The sequence below is a fragment of the Paenibacillus montaniterrae genome, assembly GCF_018403185.1.
Taxonomy (GTDB): Bacteria; Bacillota; Bacilli; order Paenibacillales; family Paenibacillaceae; genus Pristimantibacillus; species Pristimantibacillus montaniterrae.
On record NZ_BOSE01000010.1, the window covers coordinates 94,065 to 117,630 of the forward strand.

Consider the following 23,566-nt stretch of genomic DNA (forward strand, 5'->3'; position numbering starts at 1 on the left):
GATGAGGCGATTTGAAAGAGTTGTAATAAAAGTGACCAGCTATCTTAATCTTCGCAGAAAAATTTTGCTGCTCTACGGCTTAATTGTACTCATTCCGACGATCGTATTCAGTATGTTTGCGATCCATTACTCGATGAAAGCAGTCAGAGACAATTATATGGTGACCATTAACGAAGCCGTCAAGCAAACCTCGCAAAATATTGAATTTCGCAAGCAAAGCTATGATCTACTGGCGGTGCGCACTGCAACGGATGGCGAGTTGATTGCCAGACTGTCGAGGGAGCATCAGGATATGTTCGATCAGCTGGCGACGGTGGAGTACGTTGATCGCTCCTTTGCGATGATTGGCAAGCAGCTTAGAGGGGTAAAAAGCTTTAGAATTTATCATACTAATCCGACGCTTGTACAGGATGGAAACCTGTTGTGGAAGCCGGAGGACCGTATATTTGCCGGAATGTCAGAGGAGATTTGGTACAACGCCTCCTTAAAGGAGGAAAAATCACCAAGCTGGATGAACGTCCCTCACTCTAATGACCAGTTGGTTGTCTCTCATAAAATCATTTCATCTAATGGTCAAGGCATCGGCGCGATTTTTATGGAGCTTGACTATGAAGAGGTGTTTGGCGACTTATTGGGTGATCCGTTCAATGGCTTGGGAGAGCTGTATGTGCTTGATAAATCGAATACGATAATCGCTTCCTCCATCCGCGAGGAGATCGGAACGGTTAGCGAGCAATTTTCGACGCTGTTTGCTGCGGCGGAAGCAGGAGACGGTCAGGCGGCGGTCGGCTCGGTAACGGAAGGAAAGCAATATTTTATGAAAAATATTGAAGCGGACTGGACGATTGTTGGTGTGCTGCATGTGAGTGAGCTAGAGCGACAGTCGACCTGGATTATGTATTTAATTTTGCTAGCGATTGTCTTTTTCTTGTTTTTATCGACGTCGCTTGTGCTGATCGTTATGAAAAATATTGTGCTGCGCATTCAGAAGCTGGGCAATCGAATGAATGATATTGCCCAAGGTCAGTTTTCGGTTTCGGTAAGAAATCGGGGAAATGATGAGCTGGGTGAGCTGGAAAGCTTGTTCAATTCGATGTCCGGAAAGCTGTCTGTACTGGTAGAGGATATTACGCAAGCAAAGCTAAAGGAAAGAGAGCAGTCGTTTCGTGCGCTGCAAGCGCAAATCAATCCGCATTTTATATATAATTCCTTAAGCTTGATTAGATGGCGCGCGATGGATCTGGATGATCAGGAGCAAATTAAAACGATAGATGCGTTAACGACATTTTATCGCCTGGCGCTTGATAATGCGATTAATGTCACCAGAATCGAGCAGGAGCTGCAGCATGTTCAAGCTTATTTAGAAATTCAGCAATTGCGGTATCAAGGACTCGTAAACGTTGTATGGGATATTGATGAATCATTGCTTTCCTACTATACGATCAAGCTGCTGCTGCAGCCGCTAGTCGAGAACAGCTATATTCATGGTGCAATTACGAGCAAGGCGGCTCCAACCTTGAAAATATCAATTCAAAAACAGGAGCAGCGCATTTGCATGTCGATCTACGATGAAGGAATCGGCATAGCGCCGGATACATTGCGAAAAATCCGGCAAGGCGAGCGAGCAGGCTCAGGTAATGGGTATGGATTGGCGAATATACGTGAACGATTATTTCTTTATTTTGGCGAAGAAGGCGAATTTACCATTGAAAGCGAGCAAGGCCATTGGACGTTGATTGAAATCAAAATTCCAATGTTTGTTCAGCCGCCTGAGCTGAGAAAGGAGTCTCAACGATGATTAGAGCTTTAATCGTAGATGATGAACCGATGCATATTCAAGGGCTGGTCCGTCATGTTAAGTGGCAGAAGCTGGGTTATGAGCAGCCCTTGACGGCGATGTCGGGCCAGCTGGCGCTCGAGCTGCTGGAAAAGCAAAGCGTGGATGTATTAATTTCAGATGTTTCGATGCCGATTATGAACGGGATCGAGCTGGTTGCTCAAGCGAAAAAGAAGCTTCCGCAGCTCCAGGCGCTTATGATCAGCGGCTATGACGAATTTGAATTTGTACAGGAGGCGATAGATGTCGGAGCGCAAGGCTATGTATTAAAGCCATTGAAAATGGAGGAAATCGAAGCGAAGCTGATCTCGATGCGCGACACGGTTAAAAAGCTGCGGGACATTGAGACAGAAACGCAAAAGCTGCAAAAGAAGGTGCTTGAAAGCCTCGATGTCGTACGTGAAAGGTTTATTCATGATTTGCTGTCAGGAGAAGCGATTTCTCAAGATGCGATGCAAGCCTGGAGCGATCTATTGCAGCTGCCTGCGCTAAAGCAAGGCATCCGTATGCTGCTGTTCAAGTATGATCAGCGAGATGCACAGTACGATGATGCCCATAGCCGGATTGTGCGCAGCAGCGGATTGTTGAAAGCGGTACAAATTTGTTTGCAGGATATGACCAATATGATCGTCGCCAGGTTAGGGGCGGATGAAGTCGTTGCGATTCATATCAACCCTCAGCTGGCCCAGCTCGTGCAGGTTGAGAAGCAATGCCTGCTTGTGCAGCAAATGCTCCGCGAGCAATTTGCTTCTAGCGTGACGATCGGCTTTAGCTTGATCTTCAAAGCTTGGCAGGAAGCGGCGCTGCGCTACAAAAAGATGACCTTTATGCTTGCCCATGATCGCGCAGCAGGAGGAGATCAGCTTCTGTATGAGGATCGGATGAATGAGCGTGAATTTCAGGATTATCGAGTACGGGAAGAATATATACCGCAAATTATAGCGTTAATTGAGCAGGCTGGTGATCGCAAGGAGATTGTCGATTATGTGGCGCATGTATGTGATTTGCTGCGAGCAGAGCGATCGTTTTCATATATTCAAGCGTTTGCGATTGGCTTGATTAGCGAGCTGACAAGATTCAAAAAGCAGCAGGGCGATGAAAGATCAGAAGCGAGCGTGGCGGTGTGGCAGCGGCTGATCGACTGTCAGCATGCCAATGGTATTCGCGATATTATGCTTTCCTTTATAGAAGAGCTGCTGCAAAGCAGGGAAGTCCAGCAAAAGGATCAACAGCATCATTTAGTCGGCAAAATGATCGACTGCTTGCAACACAGCCTTCATGAGCCAATTACATTAAAGCAAATTGCTGAAAGCTTTCAAATGAATGCCAGTTATTTGAGTGTGCTGTTCAAAAAGGAGACAGGCAAAACGGTATCTGAGTTTTTACAGGAATTGCGCATAAAGAAAGCGAAGCAACTGCTTGAAGATCCGCAAATTCGCATTTACGAGGTTGCGGAGCAGGTGGGCTTTCAAACATCGGCCTATTTTACGTATTTATTCAAAAAGCATACAGGCAGAACACCGCAAGAATATCGGGATTATCATTAAAAACGAGGATGTGTTGAGATGCTTGAAAGATTGGAATTAAAGGGGCTTTGGCAGGTGCAGCTAGACGAGCAGAAGAAAGGGATGCCGCTAGCATTTGGCGATACGATGGTTTTGCCAGGCACGACGTCATATGCGAAAAAAGGGGCAAAGCACGATGAGCGAAAAGTTAATGCGCTAACTGATGAGTATGCGTTTGAAGGGCTGGTATGGTTTCGTCGCACGTTCGAGGTAACGAAGGGGCAATCGATACTGAAGCCGCGGCTGTTTTTGGAAAGGACGCGAAAGACGACCGTTTGGATCGATGGAGTGAGGCTGGGCAGCTGCAACAGCCTTACGACGCCGCATATTTATGAGCTGGCGGCTCCGCTTGGCGAAGGAGAGCATGAGCTTATTATTTGCGTTGACAATACCGATTACCCGACAAAGGGCGGACATTTGACATCGGCGGATACGCAAACGAACTGGAACGGCATTACAGGATTGATCGAGCTGCAATTTTTTGCTCAGGCCAGACTGGAAAACGTACAGTTCTACCCGGACTATAAGCGGAAGGTAGTCCGCATATGCGCCGAGCTGCTGGGAGCTTCTGGCGGCAAGCTGCGTATTGCAGCTCAAGCTACTACTGAATCGGAAAGGGAGCATCGCATCGCGCCAATAGAGGCTCTGCTAAGGCATGCGAATATCGATGTTGAGGTGGCGTTTGGCGAGGATGCTTTATTATGGTCGGAGCATGCGCCTAATTTGTATCAGGTTAGCCTGGAATTGCTGGATGACGCAGATCGCGTCGTTGATCGCGTCGAGCAGCGCATCGGCATTAGAGGCTTTCATGCGGACGGCAGCAAATTTACGATCAATGGTCGAAAAACATTTCTGCGCGGCAAGCATGATGGATTAATTTTTCCGCGAACAGGCTATGCTCCGACGACAACCGCGGAGTGGTTGGAGGTGCTTCAGACAGCGAAGGACTACGGCATTAATCATTATCGCTTTCATACCTGCTGTCCGCCGCAAGCAGCATTTGCAGCGGCTGATCTGCTCGGCATTTACATGGAGCCTGAGCTGCCATTTTGGGGAACGATTGCTGATGAGCTGACCGAAGAGCAGCAGTACCTTATTGAAGAAGGCTATCGCATGCTTCGGCATTTTGGCAATCATCCTTCGTTTGTCATGTTTTCTTTGGGCAATGAGCTGTGGGGAAATAAAGCGAGACTAAATGAAATACTTGCAGCCTACAAAAGCTATGACCCGCGTCATCTTTATACGCAGGGCTCCAACAACTTTCAGTTTCAGCCGGATATTTTGGAGCAGGAGGACTTTTATTGCGGCGTTCGCTTTGCCGAGCAGCGGCTTATTCGCGGCTCATATGCGATGTGCGATGCGCCGCTAGGACATGTACAGACGGATCGGCCGAGCACGATGAAGGATTATGATCAAGCGATCAAACCAACAGCAGCAGTCCGCACAGCCGATGAAGCAACGGAAGCAGATGAACAGCTGATCCAGATTCAATATGGCACAGAGGCGCGCACTGTGAAAGCGGAAGCGGTCACAACTCCGCTTGTTCCGCATCTTCCGGTTGTCTCACATGAGATCGGGCAATATGCGATGTACCCGAATTTCGCTGAGATTGCAAAGTATACAGGCTCGATTAAGGCGCGCAACCTCGAAGTGTTCAGAGAGCGGTTAAAGGAGAAGGGTATGCTGGAGCTGGCTCCTCATTTTTTTGAAAGATCCGGACAGCTGGCAATCGCATGCTATAAGGAAGAGCTTGAAGCAGCATTTCGTTCAAAGGAGCTGGCAGGCTTTCAGCTGCTCGACCTGCAAGACTTTCCCGGTCAAGGAACCGCGCTCGTAGGTGTTCTCGATGCGTTTATGGAATCAAAAGGGTTGATTGAGCCGCAGCAATGGCAGCAGTTTTGCTCGGACATTGTGCTGCTTGCAAGAATCGAAACATTCCACTATGCTGCAGGCAGTCCGTTCAAGGCGAGCATCGAGCTGGTGGATTACAGTGCGCAGCCGCTAGCCAGCGTAAAAATAGGCTGGCAGCTATGCACACAGACTGCGACGATTGCGGCAGGAACGCTGGAAGAGCAGGCAGCATCGCCTACCGCTTATACGGCGATTGGTCAGTTATGCTTTAATATGCCTTCCGTAACGGAAATGACCAGCATGAAGCTGAAGCTGAATATAGAAGGAACGTCAATTTGCAATGAATATTCGCTATGGGTTTATCCGCAGCAGGAGCAGGAGCAGGAGCGCGACAGGATCGACGCACCTATTTATCGGGAGTGGAATGAAGAGGTCATTTCCTTGCTTGAAGCGGGTCACGCTGTACTATTAATGCCGGATCGCAAACGGCTGAAGCATGCAATTGAAGGACAATATTGCACTGATTTCTGGAATTATCCGATGTTTAGATCGATTTCAGCGAGCATGAACAAGCCGGAGCCGGTAGGCACGTTAGGCTTATCGATTCAAAAGGAGCACCCGGCGTTGGCGCATTTTGCTTCAGAGTCGTATTCAACATATCCGTGGTGGGAAATTGTGATGAACAGCAGCTCGCTCATTATTGACGACTTGCCGTACGAGCTAATCCCTATTGTTCAGACGATTGATAATGTGGAGCGCAACCATAAGCTGGCTTTAATGCTTGAATGTAAGGTGAAGCAAGGCAAGCTGCTGGTGCTCGCTGCAGATCCGCAGCCAATAGCGTCAAGCCTGGAAGGCAGACATTTTATGAATGGTCTGCAGCGTTATGTCGCTTCTGACCAATTTGCTCCAGACGTTGAGGTTGAGCTTGAACAGCTGAACGATATTTTTGCTTGATTTAGCGCTTTCGCCCTGCGAAATACGTGAATTTTTTATGAAAGTTTTAATTTGGCTGCAAACTTGATGAAAATAATCGAAAAGTATGCGGTTACATTCATTTTTATGCCAATATTTTAAGGATTACCATTTGTAATTCCGACGCAAAATGGATATGATTAATAAGTATAGTTAATGGAATCAGTTTTAGGAGGAATTATAATGGCATTGGTTTCAATGAAAGACATGTTGAACAAGGCACTTAAAGAAGGTTATGCAGTTGGTCAATTCAACATCAATAACCTTGAATGGACGCAAGCGATCCTTGCAGCAGCACAAGAAGAAAACTCTCCAGTTATTCTTGGTGTTTCTGAAGGCGCAGCTCGTCATATGGGCGGATTCAAAGTTGTTACAGCAATGACTAAAGCGTTGATCGAGGAAATGAACATCACTGTTCCAGTTGCGATCCACCTTGACCATGGCTCCAGCTTTGACAAATGTAAAGCAGCAATCGATGCAGGATTCACTTCTGTTATGATTGACGCTTCTCACCATCCATTTGAAGAAAATGTTGAAGAAACAACTAAAGTTGTTGAATATGCACATGCAAGAGGCGTGTCTGTAGAAGCTGAGCTTGGTACAGTTGGCGGCCAAGAGGATGATGTTGTTGCTGACGGCGTTATCTATGCTGACCCTCAAGAATGCCTGGAGCTTGTTAAACGTACTGGCATCGACACACTAGCGCCAGCACTAGGCTCTGTACATGGTCCTTACAAAGGCGAACCAAAGCTAGGTTTTGATGAAATGGAAGAAATTTGTAAATTGACAAATGTACCACTTGTACTTCATGGCGGTACTGGTATCCCGACTGAGCATATTCAAAAAGCGATTGCTCGCGGTACTTCCAAAATCAACGTTAACACTGAGAACCAAATCTCTTTCACGAAAAAAGTTCGTGAAGTGCTTGCGAAAGATCAAGAGGTTTATGATCCTCGTAAATATATCGTTCCAGGCCGTGACGCGATTAAAGCAACGGTTATCGGCAAGATCCGCGAATTCGGTTCTAACAACAAAGCTTAATCTAACAAATAGAGACAAGCTGTACGGTCTTGATGGCCGTACAGCTTTTTTGTTGCCTTTTTATTGTCTTTTATTGCCGCATGTAAAGTCCGTTTATTACTCTCTGGATCGTTCATTACTCTCTGTTGTATATAGTGATTGATAATTAGCTGGAAAACTGTAAAATATTAGATGTGGATTGAAATTGCGATATGCCAAAAAAGAAAAGAGAGGTATGGAGATTTGAAGTGTGAACAATGCGGTCAACTAATGCAAGAAGGACAAATGATTTGTGAGCGATGCAGCAATCAGGCAGCAGACTCAGCGCAGCAAGATAATCCGACGAGCTATCGTTCAGCGGAACAGGAAAGTGCGGCTGGTTTGGCAGCAAATAGCGCTAAGGCGGCTTCGAAGGCGCAGCCAATTATCCAGTATGCGAAGGATTACGGTGCATACGCGCTGAACATTATGAAATCTCCTTATCAGCATGCTTTTGCTGCAAAGAGAGAGAACCTGGCCTTTGGACTTGTTACGATTATAGCTTTAGCCATTTTATTTGGATTGGCGAATGTAAGCTTTGTCAGTTCGTTTGTGAATCGCAGTGTGTTAGGGCTGTTTCAGGTACAAGTATCGTTCTTCTCGATGTTTCTAAGACCGGCTCTCGGCATGCTTGTATATGCTGCACTGTCGGGCTGTTTGATTTACGGCGTCCTCTATATTCATAAGCTGCGCAAGCCATTTACTGAGGTGCTCGCCCAGTGGTTTGCTTATATGGTATTGCCAGCAGCGATTGCGCTTGTGCTGCTGCTCGTTTCCTTGCTCAATCTAATCGCACTCTATTCCGTATTGGTGCTCGCCATGTATTTGTCCATCCTTGCAGCCGCGGCAGCTATGCTGCAGCAGTACAAGGTAGGGCAACAAGGCGGTAAATCATTTCTTGACCCTTATTATACGTTAACACTTACTTATATTTTGCTATTGCTTGGCATATACAGCTTGGGCAAGGAGTGGCTGGCCAGTTTAATCAATTTTTAATGAACATTAATGAAAGCGAAGCATTAAGCGTATACTAGGACGTAATCTGTTAGCTGTCTGCACGTAGACATGACAGCCGATAAAATCATTACTTTTGGACGCTACACTGAACTGGGGCTTATAAGGTACAATAGAAGTAGTAGCATAAAGGGGTGTACGCAATGGGAAATGAAGAAGTAGTATTGACTCAAGAAGGATATGACAAGCTGGTTGAAGAGCTGGAGCAATTAAAAGGACCAAAGCGCCGTGAGGTTGCCGAGCGCCTTAAACTGGCGATCAGCTATGGTGATTTGAGAGAAAATAGTGAATACCATGCAGCCAAGGATGACCAGGCCTTTATGGAAACGCGCATCAAGCAGCTCGAGGGCATGCTGCGCAAGGCTAGAATTGTCAAGGCAGAGCAGGCATCTGCCGTCACAATTGGCGCAACGGTCGTGCTGTATGATGAGGAATTCGACGAAAATGTAGAGTATACCATTGTTGGGCAAGCGGAAGCGGATGTTGCCAACAATCGTATTTCCTTCGAAAGTCCGTTAGGAAAAAGCCTTATCGGCAAAAAGATAAACGATACGGTTCAAGTTGAAGCGCCGGTAGGCACAATTGTATATAAGCTGTTGGAAATTAAGTAATCCAACTACTGCTACATAACCGCGCATGCTTTAGGTTCAGCTGTCACAGCTGCCTTGGAGCATGCGCGGTTTTTTATTGCCGATTAATTTGCACATTATTTAATTTATTAATGTTTTAATTAATCATGCTGATGACTATGGTATATGCTGAATGTTTACGAGCATTAAAGGAAAATGTTGTTGACGGAGTAAGCAAGATTCGCTATATTAACATTAATGTTATAACTAATCATTAATAATATCATTAATTAAATGGCAGATGTAGCGCAGTAACTGCTCATGCTTTAAGACTTATCCTTATTTGGATGCTTTTGCAAGCGTTTACTGTAAACGTTTACTTTACTGGAAGGAGGAAAGCGGGTCTCGGCAATAAAACCACTCGTTCATTAAAAAACATAAGCGAAAGGGAGGAATTACCTCATGCCACGAAAGAGCTTGAACATGTTTTTGTGTGCATTTCTCGCGGTAGTTATTATGCTGCCGGGCAAGACTCCGTTATTAGCGCAAGCGGGCACCAGCCATTGGGCAGCACAGACGTTAAACAAGTGGGAGGAGCAGGGCTTGCTGCTGCCGGATTTCGCGCCTGACGAGCAGCTGACCAGACTTGGCTTTGTCGCAGCTATTAACCATATGCTGGGCATTGATGAGCAAGGCGAGACTTTGTTTACCGATCTCGATCCTCAGTCTGAGGAAGGGAGAATTGTTAATATAGCAGCTGAAGCTGGCTATATTAAAGGCTATGCTGACGGAAGCTTTCGCCCGGCCAAGCTCATTACACGAGAAGAAGCAGCTGTAATTATTGCACGAATTTTTTCTGTGGAAGCTGCTGCAGCGTCTGTTTCTTTTAAGGATGAGAAGCAGTTGAAAAACTGGAGCAAATCCGCTGTGCTGGCACTCGTAGCGGAAGGCTACTTAAAGGGATATCCAGACGGCAGCTTTAAGCCGGAACGAGGTGTTACATTTGCTGAGCTTATAACAATGCTAAATAATATAGTTGACGTAATTATATCCAAGCCAGGCGAATACAGCGAACTTACAGCCCGAAATTTGCTTATCACTGCACCGAACGTCGTGCTGAAGGATAGCAGCATTGAGCGCAATTTATATGTTAGCCGTGGAGCAGTGGCTGGACAGATTGAAATCGAGAACAGCACGATTGGCCGCAGCATCATCTCGAGCGTGGATGAAGCTGCTATCAAGCTGACGAATGTTTCATTTGGAGAAGCGCCGGAGCCAACGCCAACTGCGAGCCCGACAGCACCGCCGTCGGCTGCTACACCGCCACCAACAACTCCGCCAGTCACTACGCCGCCGACATCACCGACAGCAACACCACCAGCCTTCGCGGAAGTCTCTGTGCATGATCCATCGATTGTAAAGAAGGACAAGCTTTACTATGTGTTTGGTACACATGGCGATACGGCTGTCTCCAGCGATCTTATAAGCTGGCAGGCGATCGGCAACGGCTACACGCCAGTCGGCAATAAGCTGTATGGCGATCTGGTGGATAATTTGCAGGAATCGTTCGCATGGGCTGGACACAATGATTCCGACAGCCTTGGAGGCTTTGCGGTGTGGGCACCTGATGTCGTATGGGTTCCGGAGTTTAAAAATGAGGATGGCACGGAGGGTGCATATCTAATTTACTACTCGGTATCCTCCACCTATATCCGCTCCGCCATTGGTGTGGCAGCCTCGAAAACGATTGAAGGGCCGTACCAATATGTCGATACGATTATGTATTCTGGCTTTACGAGTGTGTCCGCCAAGGACAACAATAGTGAAATCGACAAGCATTGGGAAAATACGAAAATTGCTGATTTGATCGAGGCTGAAGTGCTCGACGGTGTTCGTCCTGACTGGTTTACAAGCAATGGCAGCTACAACAATGCTTTGTTCCCGAATGCAATTGACGCCAATTTGTACCGCGATACCGACAATAAGCTGTGGATGAGCTACGGCTCCTGGTCCGGCGGCATTTTCGTTCTGGAAATTGATCCGACAACAGGCAAGCCTGTCTATCCGGGCGAGGATGGTACAACTGATGATGGCCGTATGATTGACCGTTATTTCGGCACGAAAATTTCCGGCGGCTATACGAAGTCCGGTGAAGGTCCGTATGTTATGTATGATCCGAAAACGAAATATTACTATCTGTTTGTTACCTATGGCTGGCTGGGCATCGATGGGGAATACAATATGCGCCTGTTCCGCTCTGAATCTCCTACTGGCCCATTCCTTGACGCCAGCGGAAAAAATGCAGTGCTGCCTGATGCGAGTGCATCCAATGCAGACTACGGCAACAAGCTGATGGGCCATTATGCCTTCGACCGCTATATTGGCGAGCCAGGCAGCGGCAACGGCATTCAATATATTTCACCAGGCCATAACTCTGCTTTCATCGATGAAAATGGCAAGCGCTTTGTTGTCTTCCATACACGCTTCTCGCAAACAGTAGACGGGCACCAGCTTCGCGTCCATCAGCTTATCATGAATGAGGATGGCTGGCTGGTCGCGACGCCATATCGCTACAGCGGGGAAACGCTTGGCAAGGTGACGGCAAATGAAATTGTTGGCGAGTATCGCTACATTAATCACGGGAAGGACAGCTCCAAAACGGTGCATCGCTCCGCATATATAAAGCTGGAGGCGGACGGCAGCATTAGCGGGGCTGCAGCAGGCAAATGGGAGCTCAAGGACGATTATACGGCGATCATTACGATTGGCGATGAGCAGTATAAAGGAGCTTTCCTGTATCAATGGGATTCTGCTTCACAGGCAAATGTAATGGTATTTGCTGCGTTAAGCGATCAGGGGCAAACGATTTGGGGCAGCAAGCTGACGGTTAAGCTTGGCATTGCGCAGGACATTTTGCAGGATCTGTCGCTTGGCAGCACGGACCTTGTTGCCAATGATTTGACGCTGCCGACTATTGCAACGCGCGGCATACCGATTACTTGGACCTCCTCCAACCCGGCTTTAATTTCTAACGATGGAAAGATTACGCGGCCTTCGTCAGCCGATAAGCCTGAAGCTGTTACGATGACAGCAAGCTTTGTGGTGGATGGACAAAGCTATACGAAATCATTTGCGGTTACGCTTAAGCCAGTACCTGCTGCCACGTTAAAGGCGCAGTATTCGTTTGAAAGCAGCTTGAAGGATGAGCTTGATCCAAGCAAGAGCGGAACTGTTGTAGGCAATCGAATTGATGCAGCGCCTGCAGGCGAGGCGGCTTATGGACAGGGCGTGTCCAATCAAGCGTTGTATTTCGACGGTGAGACCGGGATTGTGCTGCCGAATGATTTGATCGACAGCTACAATTATTCAGTCGCAATGTGGCTGAATCCCGAGCAATTGAACAGCTACACAACAGCATTTTTCGCGGCGGCTGACCCGGATCATTGGATTAGCGTGCTGCCGGGCGGCAATGCAGCGGCTGATACTCAAGTATGGCATCGTGCAGCAGTGACTGATACCTGGTTCGATGCGAAAGGAAAGGGCAAGCTGGCTATCGGAGAATGGACGCATCTGGCGATAACTGTAGAGGAAGGGCTCGTAAGCTTGTATATTAACGGAGACCTGACGCATAGAAGCTACGGTATTGCTGATCTATTTTCTGAGGGTGATTCTATATTCTCCCTTGCTGTAAACTACTGGGATGCTCCGTATAAAGGCTATATGGATGAGCTGAAGGTTTATGAAGGAGTGTTGACGCAGGTTGAAGTCAAGGCCTTGCTGGCAAGCGAAGTCGAGGTAACCGACATTAATATGCCAATTACGCACAAAATTATGTCTGTCGGTCAAAGCTATACTCCATATCAAATTACAGCGCTGCCAGGTCCAGCAGCAGGTACGCCGCTAAGCTGGAGCATTGACAACCCGCAGGTTGCAACAATCGATGAGCACACTGGCGCTGTTACTGCACTTGCCAGTGGAACGGCGCAGATTACCGCTACCTCTGCTGCCAATCCCGCTGTAACCCGCAGCTATTCGCTATATGTTGTAGAAGGGGCGGTCGCTTATTACGATTTTAATATGGATTTGACCAATAAAGCGGTCGCTGGTCTCGAGGCAGGTCGCTATGTTGGCAATCGCATTATAAGCACAACGGCTGATGAGCCGCAGTTTACAAGCTTTAATGACGGTTCTCGCGAGCATATTGGTCTTGTGCTGGATGGGGAGCATGGCGTCACGCTGCCGAATCATTATTTTAGCGGCCAAAGCTATACGATTTCAATTCGCGCCAAGCTCGATGCGGTAAGTCCGTATTCTACCTTGTTCTTTGCGCAAAATCCGGCTGGCTCATGGCTAAGTCTTGTACCTGGCGGGCTGAACGCCGACAATGAATATTTATTGTGGTCGGGGGATCAGGTGTGGTTTGACGGCTTAAGCGGAGTCAAGCTGGAGCTGGACAAATGGGTAACGTTAACCGCTGCCGTAGATGGCGCTAATCTGAAGCTTTATATTGACGGGGAATTGAAGAAGGAGTACAGCAATATGCCAGTGCTGTTCAACGATGACTCATCGACAGCAGCGCTTGCTGTCAATCATTGGGATATCCCAAGTAAAGGCATCGTGGATGAGCTTTACATTTTCGACTATGCCTTAACTGCTGAGGAAATCGCCCAGCTTCATCAATAGCAGCAACATTTGACAGCGATTGGAGGAATGCTGTACTCCACAGCAATGCATGACGAATAAGAAGGGTGTACAGCTTGTCAGGCTTGACTGACATTCTGTACACCCTCTCATCATTTGCAGGCTTATACTTTAGAGGTTAGCATGCGCATCGCTTTAACTAGCTGCAAGCGCGAGTAGCGGGCATAGGTACGAATTGTTCGTGGCACCCAGCGATTTGCCGCTCCGCCTTGGATTAAAGTATTGTGTGCCAGTGCAGCGATAATAAGCAATGTTCCGCCTATTTCAAAGGCATTAATGCTGTACCCTTGGAACGCCAAAATAACAAAGGTCGTAATCGGAACAAAGTTTATGAATAAAATGCCGTGCGTGGAGGAGAGCATTTTAAGCCCTTTGTTCCAGCTGAGCAGCGCCACCAGCCCTGGCAGCAGGCTCATAAAGGTCATTTCATATTTAATGCTGGACAATGTTTCAAGAGTCGGTATGCTTAACCAGCCAGCAGCCGTCCCGGAAGCAACAACGAGCAGTGCCACCCCATTGCCAAGCAGGCATGTTAATGTTGAATAGCGCAGGATCGACCATGCCTGGAAGCGGGAGCCGCCAAGCGAATATACGACCCAGCCTGTCACTCCGATAAAAATAAGCAGCAGCGGAAACAGCTGCCCGCCTTTCATTGAGAAAAAGCCGAAATCCCCTCTAGTAATGACGAAAATCGCTCCGACAAATGCGATTGCAATATTGCGCAGCGTAGTTGCATTAGGCTTGCGGCGCGCAAACAGCCATAATAGTACAATTGTAATAACGGGCATCAGCACCTCCATAATGGAGGCAACAATCGTGCCGGCAGTGCCCATTTTTTGCTGGCCAAGAAACACACACATATTATAAACGACAAATGCCATCGAGCCGTAAAAGGTAAGCGCCAAACCGCGGCCTTCCAGACGAAAAGCTGACCGGCCTTCCTTTACAAGCAAAATGACAGATAATATAATGCCGACAATAAAATAACGAATAAAAGAAAAGTAGAAAGGATCAATATGCTTTAATGCCTCATGCGCAACAGGAAACATTGCACCCCAGGACATGCTCGCAATTAAACATAGTACCGCTCCGATTAATACCGTACGTTTATTCATAATCTCCATCCTATCGTTCGTATATGTAGCTCCGTCATTCATCATATTACGATGCAGGCAACATGTAAAATGATTGAAAATAAAGTTATCCATCATTTATAATGATAGTATTGCAGAAGGAAGTAAAATTCCTGAGAGAAGGATGAGTATGATGGAATTGAATGATTTAATCATTTTTCAGAAGGTTGCCGAATGCGGCAGCATTAGCAAGGCAGCGGCGGAATTGAACTATGTGCAATCCAACGTAACAGCCAGAATCAAGCTGCTTGAGAAGGAGCTGCATACGCCGCTATTCAGCAGACATAAGCGCGGCATGATCATCAATTCCGAAGGCAAGCGTTTGCTGGAATATGCCAAGGACATTACAGCTAAAGTAGAAGAAATGAAGCTTAGCTTTCAGGATAAAGCCGATGCAGGCGGCTTGCTGAAAATCGGCATAGTCGAAACCGTCAATGCGCTGCCACATATTCTTTCCTCATTTAACGATCATTATCCGAATATTGAAGTGTCGCTTATGGCAGGTGTAACGGATCAATTGGTGCAGGATGTGCTGGATATGAAGCTCGACGGGGCATTCGTAACGGGGCCGATTCGCCATCCTAATGTGGAGCAGCTTGCTGTCATTTCCGAGCGGCTGGTGCTTGTTGCCAAGCGCGACAGCTTTACGATGGATCAGCTGACGACGACGCCATTTTTGCTGTACCATAAAGGCTGCGGCTATCGGGGGAGGCTGGAGAGCTGGATGAAGGTTGAAGGGATTATTCCGCGCAAGGTGATGGAGTTTGGCACCTTCGGCACGATCATTGGCAGTGTAGCGGCTGGAATCGGCATAACCGTTATTCCGCAGTCAACTGTGACCGAGCTTGTGGAAAAGCAGGTAGTGGATGAGCATCCGTTGCCAGAGCCGTATTGCGATATTACGACCATCTTTATTTGGCGCAAGGATGCTTATATTACGCGCTCCTTAAATCATTTTATTGAAGAAATTCGCATGCACGCGGATGCGTTGGCTGATGTGTAGCTGGCTGGATACAGCGAAATTAAGAAGAACTAATATATTGCTATACGATTCAATAGACAAAAATGGCTGGTTTAAGTCCAATACCGAACTTAAACCAGCCAAAAAGCTAATTGCCAAATCTCTAACTTTTAAGAGTCATTACCTTTACATATAAGCTGCGATCTTAATATAACTCTAATACCTTTGTGATTAGGTGGATTCCATCGGATCTGTCAATGTAAAATTTGAACTGAAGATGATCCGACGATGTAAACAACGAGAGTTGAATGTCTTCCATCGTTATAATTTTACCTGGGGTAGTTCGATGATCAAAAATATAGGTGTCCTTTGTTAAAATAATATACTTAACTGCTATTTCTGGATCTTGAAATTGACTTAAGTAATCAGAAAACTCTGCTCCGACGGGATTAAAGTCACTTACGGTTAAGAAGTATTTACCATCGTAAGAAGTTTTCCCTTCTATTTCAACAACACGAAAACGAATTAATTGACTTTTGTAAGCTGCCATTGCTGATTCAAATTTCCGCGATACAGATTTTGTTGAATTAGCGCTCCATTTGCGGTTGATGAATTAGCAACTTCTACAGCTTTATTGCTGTTTATATTGATAATGCTCCAATAACCGTTGCTCAGCTTAATAATGCGGAAGCGTTGAGCCGTATTGGCAAAGTCCTGCATTAGTTGAATGGCTTCCCCGTTGTTTTTCGTTCCATTGCGAACGTCCATCACTTTTCCATCAGAAGAGCTGACACTCCTTAAACGATAAATATTGGTAGAGGTCCCCATATCTGTGGCCACCCATTGCTGGGCAGTAGTTCCGAGATCCGTATATTGCTGCAATTGTAAATTATTTGTGTTTTGTCCGCCTGGGACCTCCAATACCTTCCCGGACTGACGGTTGATCAGCTTGTAGGTGGAGCCGGACGTTAACCCATTCCATATGCCATTCCACGGATTCATTTGCGCGCGCTCGTAATACCATTCAAAAATAAAACGAGCCATACCGTCACGCGCGGAGTTGCCATCATAGAGCAAGCCTGCAGTCGGATCTGCAAATGAGCTTCTTGCTCCTGGCTGCAGCAAAAATCCATTCATGTGAACCGCAATGCTTACGTTGCCTGCAGCCGTAAAGATTGCTTTCGTATTTTTGCCGAAGCCTTCATTGCTGCCGTTAAAAAGATTCCAGTATTCCGGATCTCCTGGCAGCGTATTAAACCATGTTGTTTCTGTAATGTTAATCGGGTAATGATCAGCACATGGCTTAATATTCGTATCCCATTGCTGCTGCAGAGTAGAATAATTATTGTTAGCGCCATAGCCCGGATACCAGTGAACCGCATAGCCTATATTGTTTAATGGGTCTGTCAACGGATTCGTTGCGCATAGCTGGTAGTATTGATCCCAACCAAGACCTGCAGCCCAAATTACGTTGTCAGCCCCATTGCTGCGAATAGTAGAAATCATTGAGTTTTGGAAGTCTCGCAGCGCATTCCAAAAATCTGAAAACTGAGGATCGGACGGATGCCCTCCCCAGCGGCCGTTGGCATAGGATAAAACTGGCTCATTAACCAATTCGAACATTACATTATCAGCGCTTTTTATTTCAGGCTGTGATGAAAGATAGCCCCAAATTTCGTTAAATTTGTTGAGGTTGGATGGGGTTGTCGCCTGATTGTTGGAGAAGGTAAAGTCAAGGCCTAGCGTTACGTAGAGTCCTTTTGTTCGCGCGTATTGAATGTAGGGAATGATGACATTTTGAGTAACCGCTTGCAAGCCTGCGAAGCTGTAAGTTCCAGCTGCCACATCACCCATATCCTCACGGTCAATAAATAGTCGCACCTGGTTCATATACCAGCCATGGTTATTGCCATATTTCGGAGAAGTGTCGGTAAAGGTATCGGTTATGTCCTTTAGATACTCTAAAATTGCTGCATGTCGATTGCCGCCGTTGCGATTCAAATAGTAATTACTGCTTTGATACGTCCAGTAGGAGCCTGATGGCTGATGCCAGCCGCTCAATAAAACGGGCTCTCCGCTGCTGTTAACCAACTGATTGCCGCTTACATGGAGCTTGGACATCGGCATGCCCTGCCATGCATGAACAGAGACACCAGCTGGTGCCAGCAAAGCAAGCAGCATAGCAAACATCATCACGATCTTTAACCAATTTTTTGCCTTTAACACATTATACCAACTCCTTCATAAAGGTTTACATTCATTATGACAGCGCTTTCTTCCGACAACAATATCCGTATCTTTACATATATAACCATTTTCTACCTTTTGTCCAATAAGTCCAAATTAGCATTCCTTAACAAGTTAATATGAATATGAAATATTGATTGTCATATTAACGTATCATTCTTATAATTAGTTAATGCACTACTAGACTAAAGAGATTCAACTCAGACTTAAGGAGTGTCAGCAATGAATGTAGCAATTATAGGCAGCAGCGGCGGCAATTTATTTAATCTGGGTGGAAGGCAGCCAGACAAGCTTTTAGGAGAAATAATTGCGCAATGTCAAAGTGCGCAAGTACAAATTGCAGCTATACAGTTTATCGCTGCAAATGAATCGATGGATGTAGCAAAAGGCAAAACCAATGCATCACTGTTCAGTTATGATGCTGAATCCCAGCGTATTGTACAGGGCGACATCATGACGCTGGCAGAGATCAATATATTAGCTAAGGAAAGCGATCAAAAGCTCGCTCAACTAATAGAGACTGGCTTAGTAGATGGCTTGATTGTGATGAGCGGTGATCCGGAGGGTGCGAATGAGCAGTCGATATTGGCTGCAGCAGCGAAAGGCATACCGATTGTTGGTACAGGCGGAACTTCGATGGCATTAATTAGCTCTAAAGGTGCTAATGTGATTGCGACCTCTGGCACGACCGGAACGACTAATCGTACGCGCGCTGTTTCGTTTTTAACCTCCTTGTGTAAATATTGGAAAATATCCTATATGCCAGTGCTGGGACATGCGCAAGCATCAAGCGGCGAGCAGACTGCACCAGTAAGCATATGGAAACGAATTAATTTTAAAGGCATTATGCAGGCATCGTTGCCTGGCTTTATCGCCATGGCTATCATTTTGGCGCTTGGCAAAATTCCGGGATTGTCGTCATTATCAGGCGTTTTTGATCTATTGATAGGCGCTTTGCCCGTTCTTATTGCAGTGATTGCGGCTAAACAGATTTCCGAGCTGGATGAGGTCTCAATTGTAGCTGGAGTTATCGCAGGTATCCTTTCGAGCAAGGGCGGCATTATCGGCGGGATGCTTGGCGGTATTTTGGCAGGCTTGCTTGTGCACTATTTATTTACCAAATGTGTGCAGTGGCGCTTTCCGATGACTACCGTCAATATTGTAGCAGGCGGCGTTGCTGGTCTTGCTTCTGGTCTAGTCATGTATTTTCTTGTATCGCCGCTTGCCTTGCAGCTTGGCGAATGGGTGAAGCTGCTCATTAATGCAGCTATCGATTTCAATCCGATTCTGGCAGGGGTATGCGCAGGCCTTCTGATTTGGCCAGCGATTATTGCCGGGGTTTACCATGCGGCTATTTTGCCGATTGTGATGCTGGAAATGGAATCGACAGGCAATAGCTTCCTCGGTGCGATTGATATGGTCGGTTTGGTGATGGTTTCTGCCGGAATTACGCTGGCCAATATTATTGGGCCGCGTGATAAGGGTGAGGCGGCAGTGGCAGCGCCCGGCTTTTTAATCAATATTGGCTTTGGTACATTTGTAGAAGCGGCTTATCCGTTTATGTTCTCTAATAAGGTTGTATTTGCCGGAGCGATTATCGCCTCAGGCATTGGCGGCGGCTTTGTCGGATTGTTTGCTGTAAGGGGTACGGCTTATGTTCCATCGGTCGTGGCGCCGTATCTGTCAGATAATCCGCTAGGCTTTGTTATATCAATGCTTGCAGCGTTGTTGATTGCGTTTGTTGTCACTCTAGTAGCTAATAAAACAGTACGAGTATCATAGAGGCTGTTCGTTTTGCAGCTTTTCAACTAGAGTCATTAATGTTTCGGTTAATTGTTCGGATATTGTGTAGACGGTATGTGAGTTTTGTACATCCATTAGCATACCTTGCTGCCCGGCTTTTCCTACCCATAAATGGTAGCCTTGCTCTACGCCTTGTGCATCGATGATTTGCAAATCGTAGTGCGGCTTGCTTACATTGACTATGCCGCCTTCTTTGTTGGCTGACGAGAGAATGCTTTGCAGCAATTCTACAGTTTCTGAATCTTTTGTCGAGTTCGATCTTACAAGCGTAGACGAGAGCGAGGAGCTTTAAGTTGCAATTATAGCGTTTAACTGCCTTGTACAAGGCCTTTAATGAAGCAGGCACGTGCTGCCAAGCGCAGCAGCCGTGCCTGCTATCTTTATATTATTGAACATTAAAAAATAAAGTAACTTGTAAAATTATCGAAAAACGGTCACAATAAAGAAAGAATGCTAACAAGATATAGGAGTGATCTTATGGAGCTAGGAATTTCAACCTTTGTAGAATGCAATCCCGATCCGCAAACAGGCGAGCTGATCTCACATGCAGAGCGGATTCGTCAGGTCGTTGAAGAAATTGTGCTGGCCGATCAGGTCGGACTTGATGTATATGGAGTAGGCGAGCATCATCGCAGCGATTATGCGGCTTCCAGTCCTGCGACGATTTTGGCTGCGGCGGCTGCTCGTACGAAATCAATTCGTTTGACGAGCGCGGTTACGGTGCTGTCGTCAGACGATCCGGTACGGGTATTCCAGCAGTTTGCCACGGTCGACGCAATTTCAAACGGGCGTGCGGAAATTATGGCAGGCAGAGGCTCGTTTATAGAGTCTTTTCCGTTGTTTGGCTATGACTTGTCTGATTATGATGAGCTGTTTGACGAGAAGCTGGAGCTGCTTATTAAGCTGACGCAAGAAGAGGTCGTGACTTGGGAGGGCAACCATCGCCCAAGCATAAAAGGTCGAGGCGTATATCCGCGCCCGGTGCAGGACCCGCTGCCGATCTGGATTGGCAGTGGCGGCAACCAAGGCTCGGTCATCCGCGCTGGCATGCTCGGTTATCCGCTTGTGCTGGCTATTATCGGAGGCAGCCCTTATCATTTTGCCCCGCTTGTTGAGCTGTATAAGCGTGCTGCCGAACGCAGTGGACACGATGTCAGCAAGCTGCCTGTAGCCTCGCATTCCCATGGCTTTGTTGCAGATACGATGGAGCTTGCGGCAGAGCAGTTCTATCCTTCGACTGCTGCGGTTATGAATCAGCTGGGCAAGGAGCGCGGCTGGAGCTCTTATACTCGCCAGACGTATGACTATGCGCGCAGCGTAGAAGGCGCACTGTACGTAGGCGATCCTGAGTATGTAGCGAAAAAAATTATTAATTTGCGCAAGCATGTAGGCATTACTCGCTTTATGCTGCATATGCCGCTAGGCACGATGCCGCATGAGCAGGTAATGCACGGAATCGAGCTGTATGGCAAGGTTGTGGCGCCAATGGTGCGTGAGGAAGTTGCAAATTGGGAAAAGGAACAGGGCATTTTATAAAAGCTCGGTTGCGAAGCTTGGCTTATTGAATTTTAAGCTATAAATGAACAATGCAGTAAAAGGTTTATCGTCCGTTAGCCGCTGTTCAATGCTATAATTAACCGCAAAGAGCATTTCATGGGAAATGAGGAGCGGCGTTGTTTTATTTACTACGGGCTTTGAAAAAATACCTGCTGCAGCACAAGCTGCTTGTATTCGTCGTTGTTTTAGCCATTATGTTTGAGCTGGCCTTTGAATATTTCACCTCTATGAGCATGAAATATTTAATTGATCTTGCGATTATACCGCAAAATTTGACGATGTTTTTTGCCGTACTGATCATTTTTGTGGTGGGCGGCGTGCTTAGTTTGCTCGTAGGTGTTGGCGGAGATTATTCCTTGGCCAAGCTGACCGAAAAAACGATGGTAAATGTGCGCAGCGACATGTATGCACGGTTTCAGCTGCTATCATCGCGAGCGTTCTCGAAATATCGCAGCGGCGATTTGCTGGCTCGCTTTACGCTTGATATGCCGGCAGTGGAATATGCTTTGCAGCAGGTTTTTATTATGGGCCTTTATTCGATCATGAGCGTCATCGTCGGAATGGTGCTAATGTTTTCGATTTCCTGGAAGCTGATGCTGATCGCTGTCGCTGGCTCCTTGCTTGTTATGCTGCCGCAGCTGCTGCTTAACAAGCGCGCCAAAAGCTACAATCAAAGCTACGTAGACGGGATGGAGCAGCTTTCCAATGCCGTCGAGGAAGAGGTTAAAGGCTATCGCACGATTCAGGTGTTCAACCTCAAGGACAGCTTTCATAAACGCTTTATGAAGCAGATGGATCATTTGTACCGATTTGGTGTAAAGCGCAGCTTCATTAATTCCAACCTGGAGCGCCTGCCGGTTATGATTTTGACGCTGGTCAATGTAGCGGTTTTGGCGGTGGGCGGCTATTTTACGTTTCAGCAGGAAATGACGATTGGCGATTACACCGCGTTCAACTCGATTTTTATTACGTTCAACTTCGCGATCACCTCCTTTATGCAGATGATGCCGATTTTTATAGAAGGCGAGGTCGGAATGCGCCGCATTAAGGAAATTGAGCAGCTTTCGCCTGAATTGGAGCAAGCAGACGACGCACAGACATTGGATGGACAGCCGCTTGCGGTGCAGTTTAACGCAGTCAGCTTCAGCTATCAGGAGGAGCGGGTGCTATCGAATATTAACCTGCATATTGCGCCTCAGCAGTATGTTGCGATTGTTGGCTCCAGCGGCTCCGGAAAAAGCACGCTGGTGCAATTGCTGCTGCGATTTTATAAAATTGATCAGGGCAGCATCACAGTCGGCAGCCGCGAGCTGGAGCAAATTCGGCTGGACAGCTTGTTTCAGGCGATCGGTGTTGTGTTCCAGGAGCCGTATTTGTTCAACGCGACTATACGTGAAAATTTGCTGCTGGCAGCAGGCGAGGCAGCTGAGGAGCAGTTAAATGCAGCGCTGGAAATGGCAGGACTGCTCGACGTTGTCGAAGCATTGCCGCAGGGACTGGATACGCCGCTCGTTAATCAAGGGCAGAATCTGTCGACTGGCGAAAAACAGCGTCTGGCTATTGCACAGGCGATTTTGCACAATCCGCAAATATTTATTGCCGATGACATTACGGCAACGCTGGATATTGAAGCGGAGGAAACGATTAACCATTGCCTCCATCGCTTGCGTCAGGGCAGGACACTTGTTCATATTACTCATCGCTTGACGAGTGTTACAGGGGCTGACCTGATTTATGTTATGGATCACGGTGCAATTGTGGCCTCGGGCACGCATGAGCAGCTGCTCGCTGAAGGCGGCCTTTATGAGCAGCTATGGCGTCGCCAGCATGGCTTTGAGTGGAGCTCGGATCGCAGCTCTGTCCATATTACAGGGGAAAGACTGAGCCAGCTGCCATTTTTTGCGAATATGGAGCTTGCTGTTCTGGAATCATTGGCAGAATCGTTTGTTATGGAGCGGCGCAGCAGAGATGAAATCATTATTCGGCAAGGAGAGCGCGGCCATAAGTTTTACATTATTGTACGCGGCCATGTAGCGATCATTAAACGCGCTGAGGACGGCGTGGAGCAAACAGTAGCTCATTTGCAGGATGGAGAGTATTTCGGAGAGATTGCACTGCTGCGTCATATTCCGCGTACCGCTGATGTGCGGGCAGTTAGCGACAGCGTCTTTCTAACATTAACCTCGCAGCAGCTTATGCCGCTTATCGAGCGTTACCCGCATCTTAAACAGCAGCTTGAAGAAGCGATCGTTCATCGTATGAGCTAAGCCGAGTATTATGCTATCGAATTTAAG

At 47.0% G+C, this 23,566-nt stretch carries 14 protein-coding genes and 1 pseudogene; 11 read left to right on the plus strand and 4 right to left on the minus strand.

The window, feature by feature from the left end; translation table 11 throughout:
* Position 1: 1 nt before the first annotated feature.
* From KJS52_RS21765 to KJS52_RS21795, 7 genes are all read left to right on the plus strand, one after another.
* The gene (locus KJS52_RS21765) at positions 2-1,798 is read left to right on the plus strand and encodes a sensor histidine kinase (RefSeq protein WP_246563858.1); all 1,797 of its coding nucleotides are present in this window, start codon (positions 2-4) and stop codon (positions 1,796-1,798) included.
* Positions 1,795-3,384, plus strand: a complete 1,590-nt coding sequence (locus KJS52_RS21770) for a response regulator (protein ID WP_213519402.1) — start codon at positions 1,795-1,797, stop codon at positions 3,382-3,384. Before KJS52_RS21765 ends, KJS52_RS21770 begins: the two co-directional genes overlap by 4 nt.
* 18 nt (positions 3,385-3,402) lie before the next feature.
* Positions 3,403-6,210 carry a DUF8487 domain-containing protein gene (locus KJS52_RS21775; protein WP_213519403.1) on the plus strand — a complete coding sequence of 936 codons (2,808 nt, stop codon included), beginning with the start codon at positions 3,403-3,405 and terminating at the stop codon, positions 6,208-6,210.
* A 201-nt stretch (positions 6,211-6,411) separates the two neighbouring features.
* Complete coding sequence (locus KJS52_RS21780) at positions 6,412-7,269, plus strand: class II fructose-bisphosphate aldolase (protein ID WP_213519404.1); 858 nt, start codon at positions 6,412-6,414, stop codon at positions 7,267-7,269.
* Positions 7,270-7,491: 222 nt separating this feature from the next.
* Complete coding sequence (locus tag KJS52_RS21785; RefSeq protein ID WP_213519405.1) at positions 7,492-8,283, plus strand: hypothetical protein; 792 nt, start codon at positions 7,492-7,494, stop codon at positions 8,281-8,283.
* A gap of 161 nt (positions 8,284-8,444) precedes the next feature.
* Positions 8,445-8,912, plus strand: coding sequence for a transcription elongation factor GreA (gene greA, locus KJS52_RS21790; protein ID WP_213519406.1), 468 nt, complete (start codon positions 8,445-8,447; stop codon positions 8,910-8,912).
* Positions 8,913-9,332: 420 nt separating this feature from the next.
* Positions 9,333-13,553: a LamG-like jellyroll fold domain-containing protein gene (locus KJS52_RS21795; protein ID WP_213519407.1), complete on the plus strand. Its 4,221-nt coding sequence runs from the start codon at positions 9,333-9,335 to the stop codon at positions 13,551-13,553.
* A 122-nt stretch (positions 13,554-13,675) separates the two neighbouring features.
* Here the strand turns inward: KJS52_RS21795 and KJS52_RS21800 are convergent, their stop codons facing one another.
* Positions 13,676-14,686, minus strand: a complete 1,011-nt coding sequence (locus tag KJS52_RS21800) for a DMT family transporter (RefSeq protein ID WP_213519408.1) — start codon at positions 14,684-14,686, stop codon at positions 13,676-13,678.
* 151 nt (positions 14,687-14,837) lie between these two features.
* Between KJS52_RS21800 and KJS52_RS21805 the strand changes: the two genes are divergently transcribed.
* Positions 14,838-15,707 (plus strand): LysR family transcriptional regulator, encoded by an 870-nt coding sequence (locus KJS52_RS21805; protein ID WP_213519409.1) that lies wholly within the window; start codon positions 14,838-14,840, stop codon positions 15,705-15,707.
* A gap of 163 nt (positions 15,708-15,870) precedes the next feature.
* On the opposite strand, the gene KJS52_RS21810 is transcribed toward KJS52_RS21805, so the two are convergent.
* Together KJS52_RS21810 and KJS52_RS21815 are read right to left on the minus strand one after the other, a co-directional pair.
* Positions 15,871-16,215, minus strand: a complete 345-nt coding sequence (locus tag KJS52_RS21810) for a hypothetical protein (protein ID WP_213519410.1) — start codon at positions 16,213-16,215, stop codon at positions 15,871-15,873.
* Positions 16,191-17,891 (minus strand): RICIN domain-containing protein, encoded by a 1,701-nt coding sequence (locus KJS52_RS21815; protein ID WP_246563860.1) that lies wholly within the window; start codon positions 17,889-17,891, stop codon positions 16,191-16,193. The genes KJS52_RS21810 and KJS52_RS21815 overlap by 25 nt, the downstream gene beginning before the upstream one ends.
* 243 nt (positions 17,892-18,134) lie before the next feature.
* Here KJS52_RS21815 and KJS52_RS21820 point away from each other — a divergent pair, with 243 nt between their 5' ends.
* A complete protein-coding gene (locus tag KJS52_RS21820; protein ID WP_213519411.1) occupies positions 18,135-19,694 on the plus strand; it encodes a PTS sugar transporter in 1,560 nt (519 codons plus the stop codon).
* Here KJS52_RS21820 and KJS52_RS21825 read toward each other — a convergent pair.
* Positions 19,689-19,955 (minus strand): annotated as a pseudogene (locus tag KJS52_RS21825) (YhfM domain-containing protein); the annotation flags it as partial. The gene KJS52_RS21820 and the pseudogene KJS52_RS21825 overlap by 6 nt on opposite strands.
* Positions 19,956-20,192: 237 nt before the next feature.
* Between KJS52_RS21825 and KJS52_RS21830 the strand changes: the two are divergent.
* On the plus strand, positions 20,193-21,251 hold the full coding sequence (locus tag KJS52_RS21830; RefSeq protein ID WP_213519413.1) for an LLM class flavin-dependent oxidoreductase: 1,059 nt from the start codon (positions 20,193-20,195) through the stop codon (positions 21,249-21,251).
* Between the two features lie 137 nt (positions 21,252-21,388).
* A complete protein-coding gene (locus KJS52_RS21835; RefSeq protein WP_213519414.1) occupies positions 21,389-23,539 on the plus strand; it encodes an ABC transporter transmembrane domain-containing protein in 2,151 nt (716 codons plus the stop codon).
* The last annotated feature ends 27 nt before the right edge of the window (positions 23,540-23,566 follow it).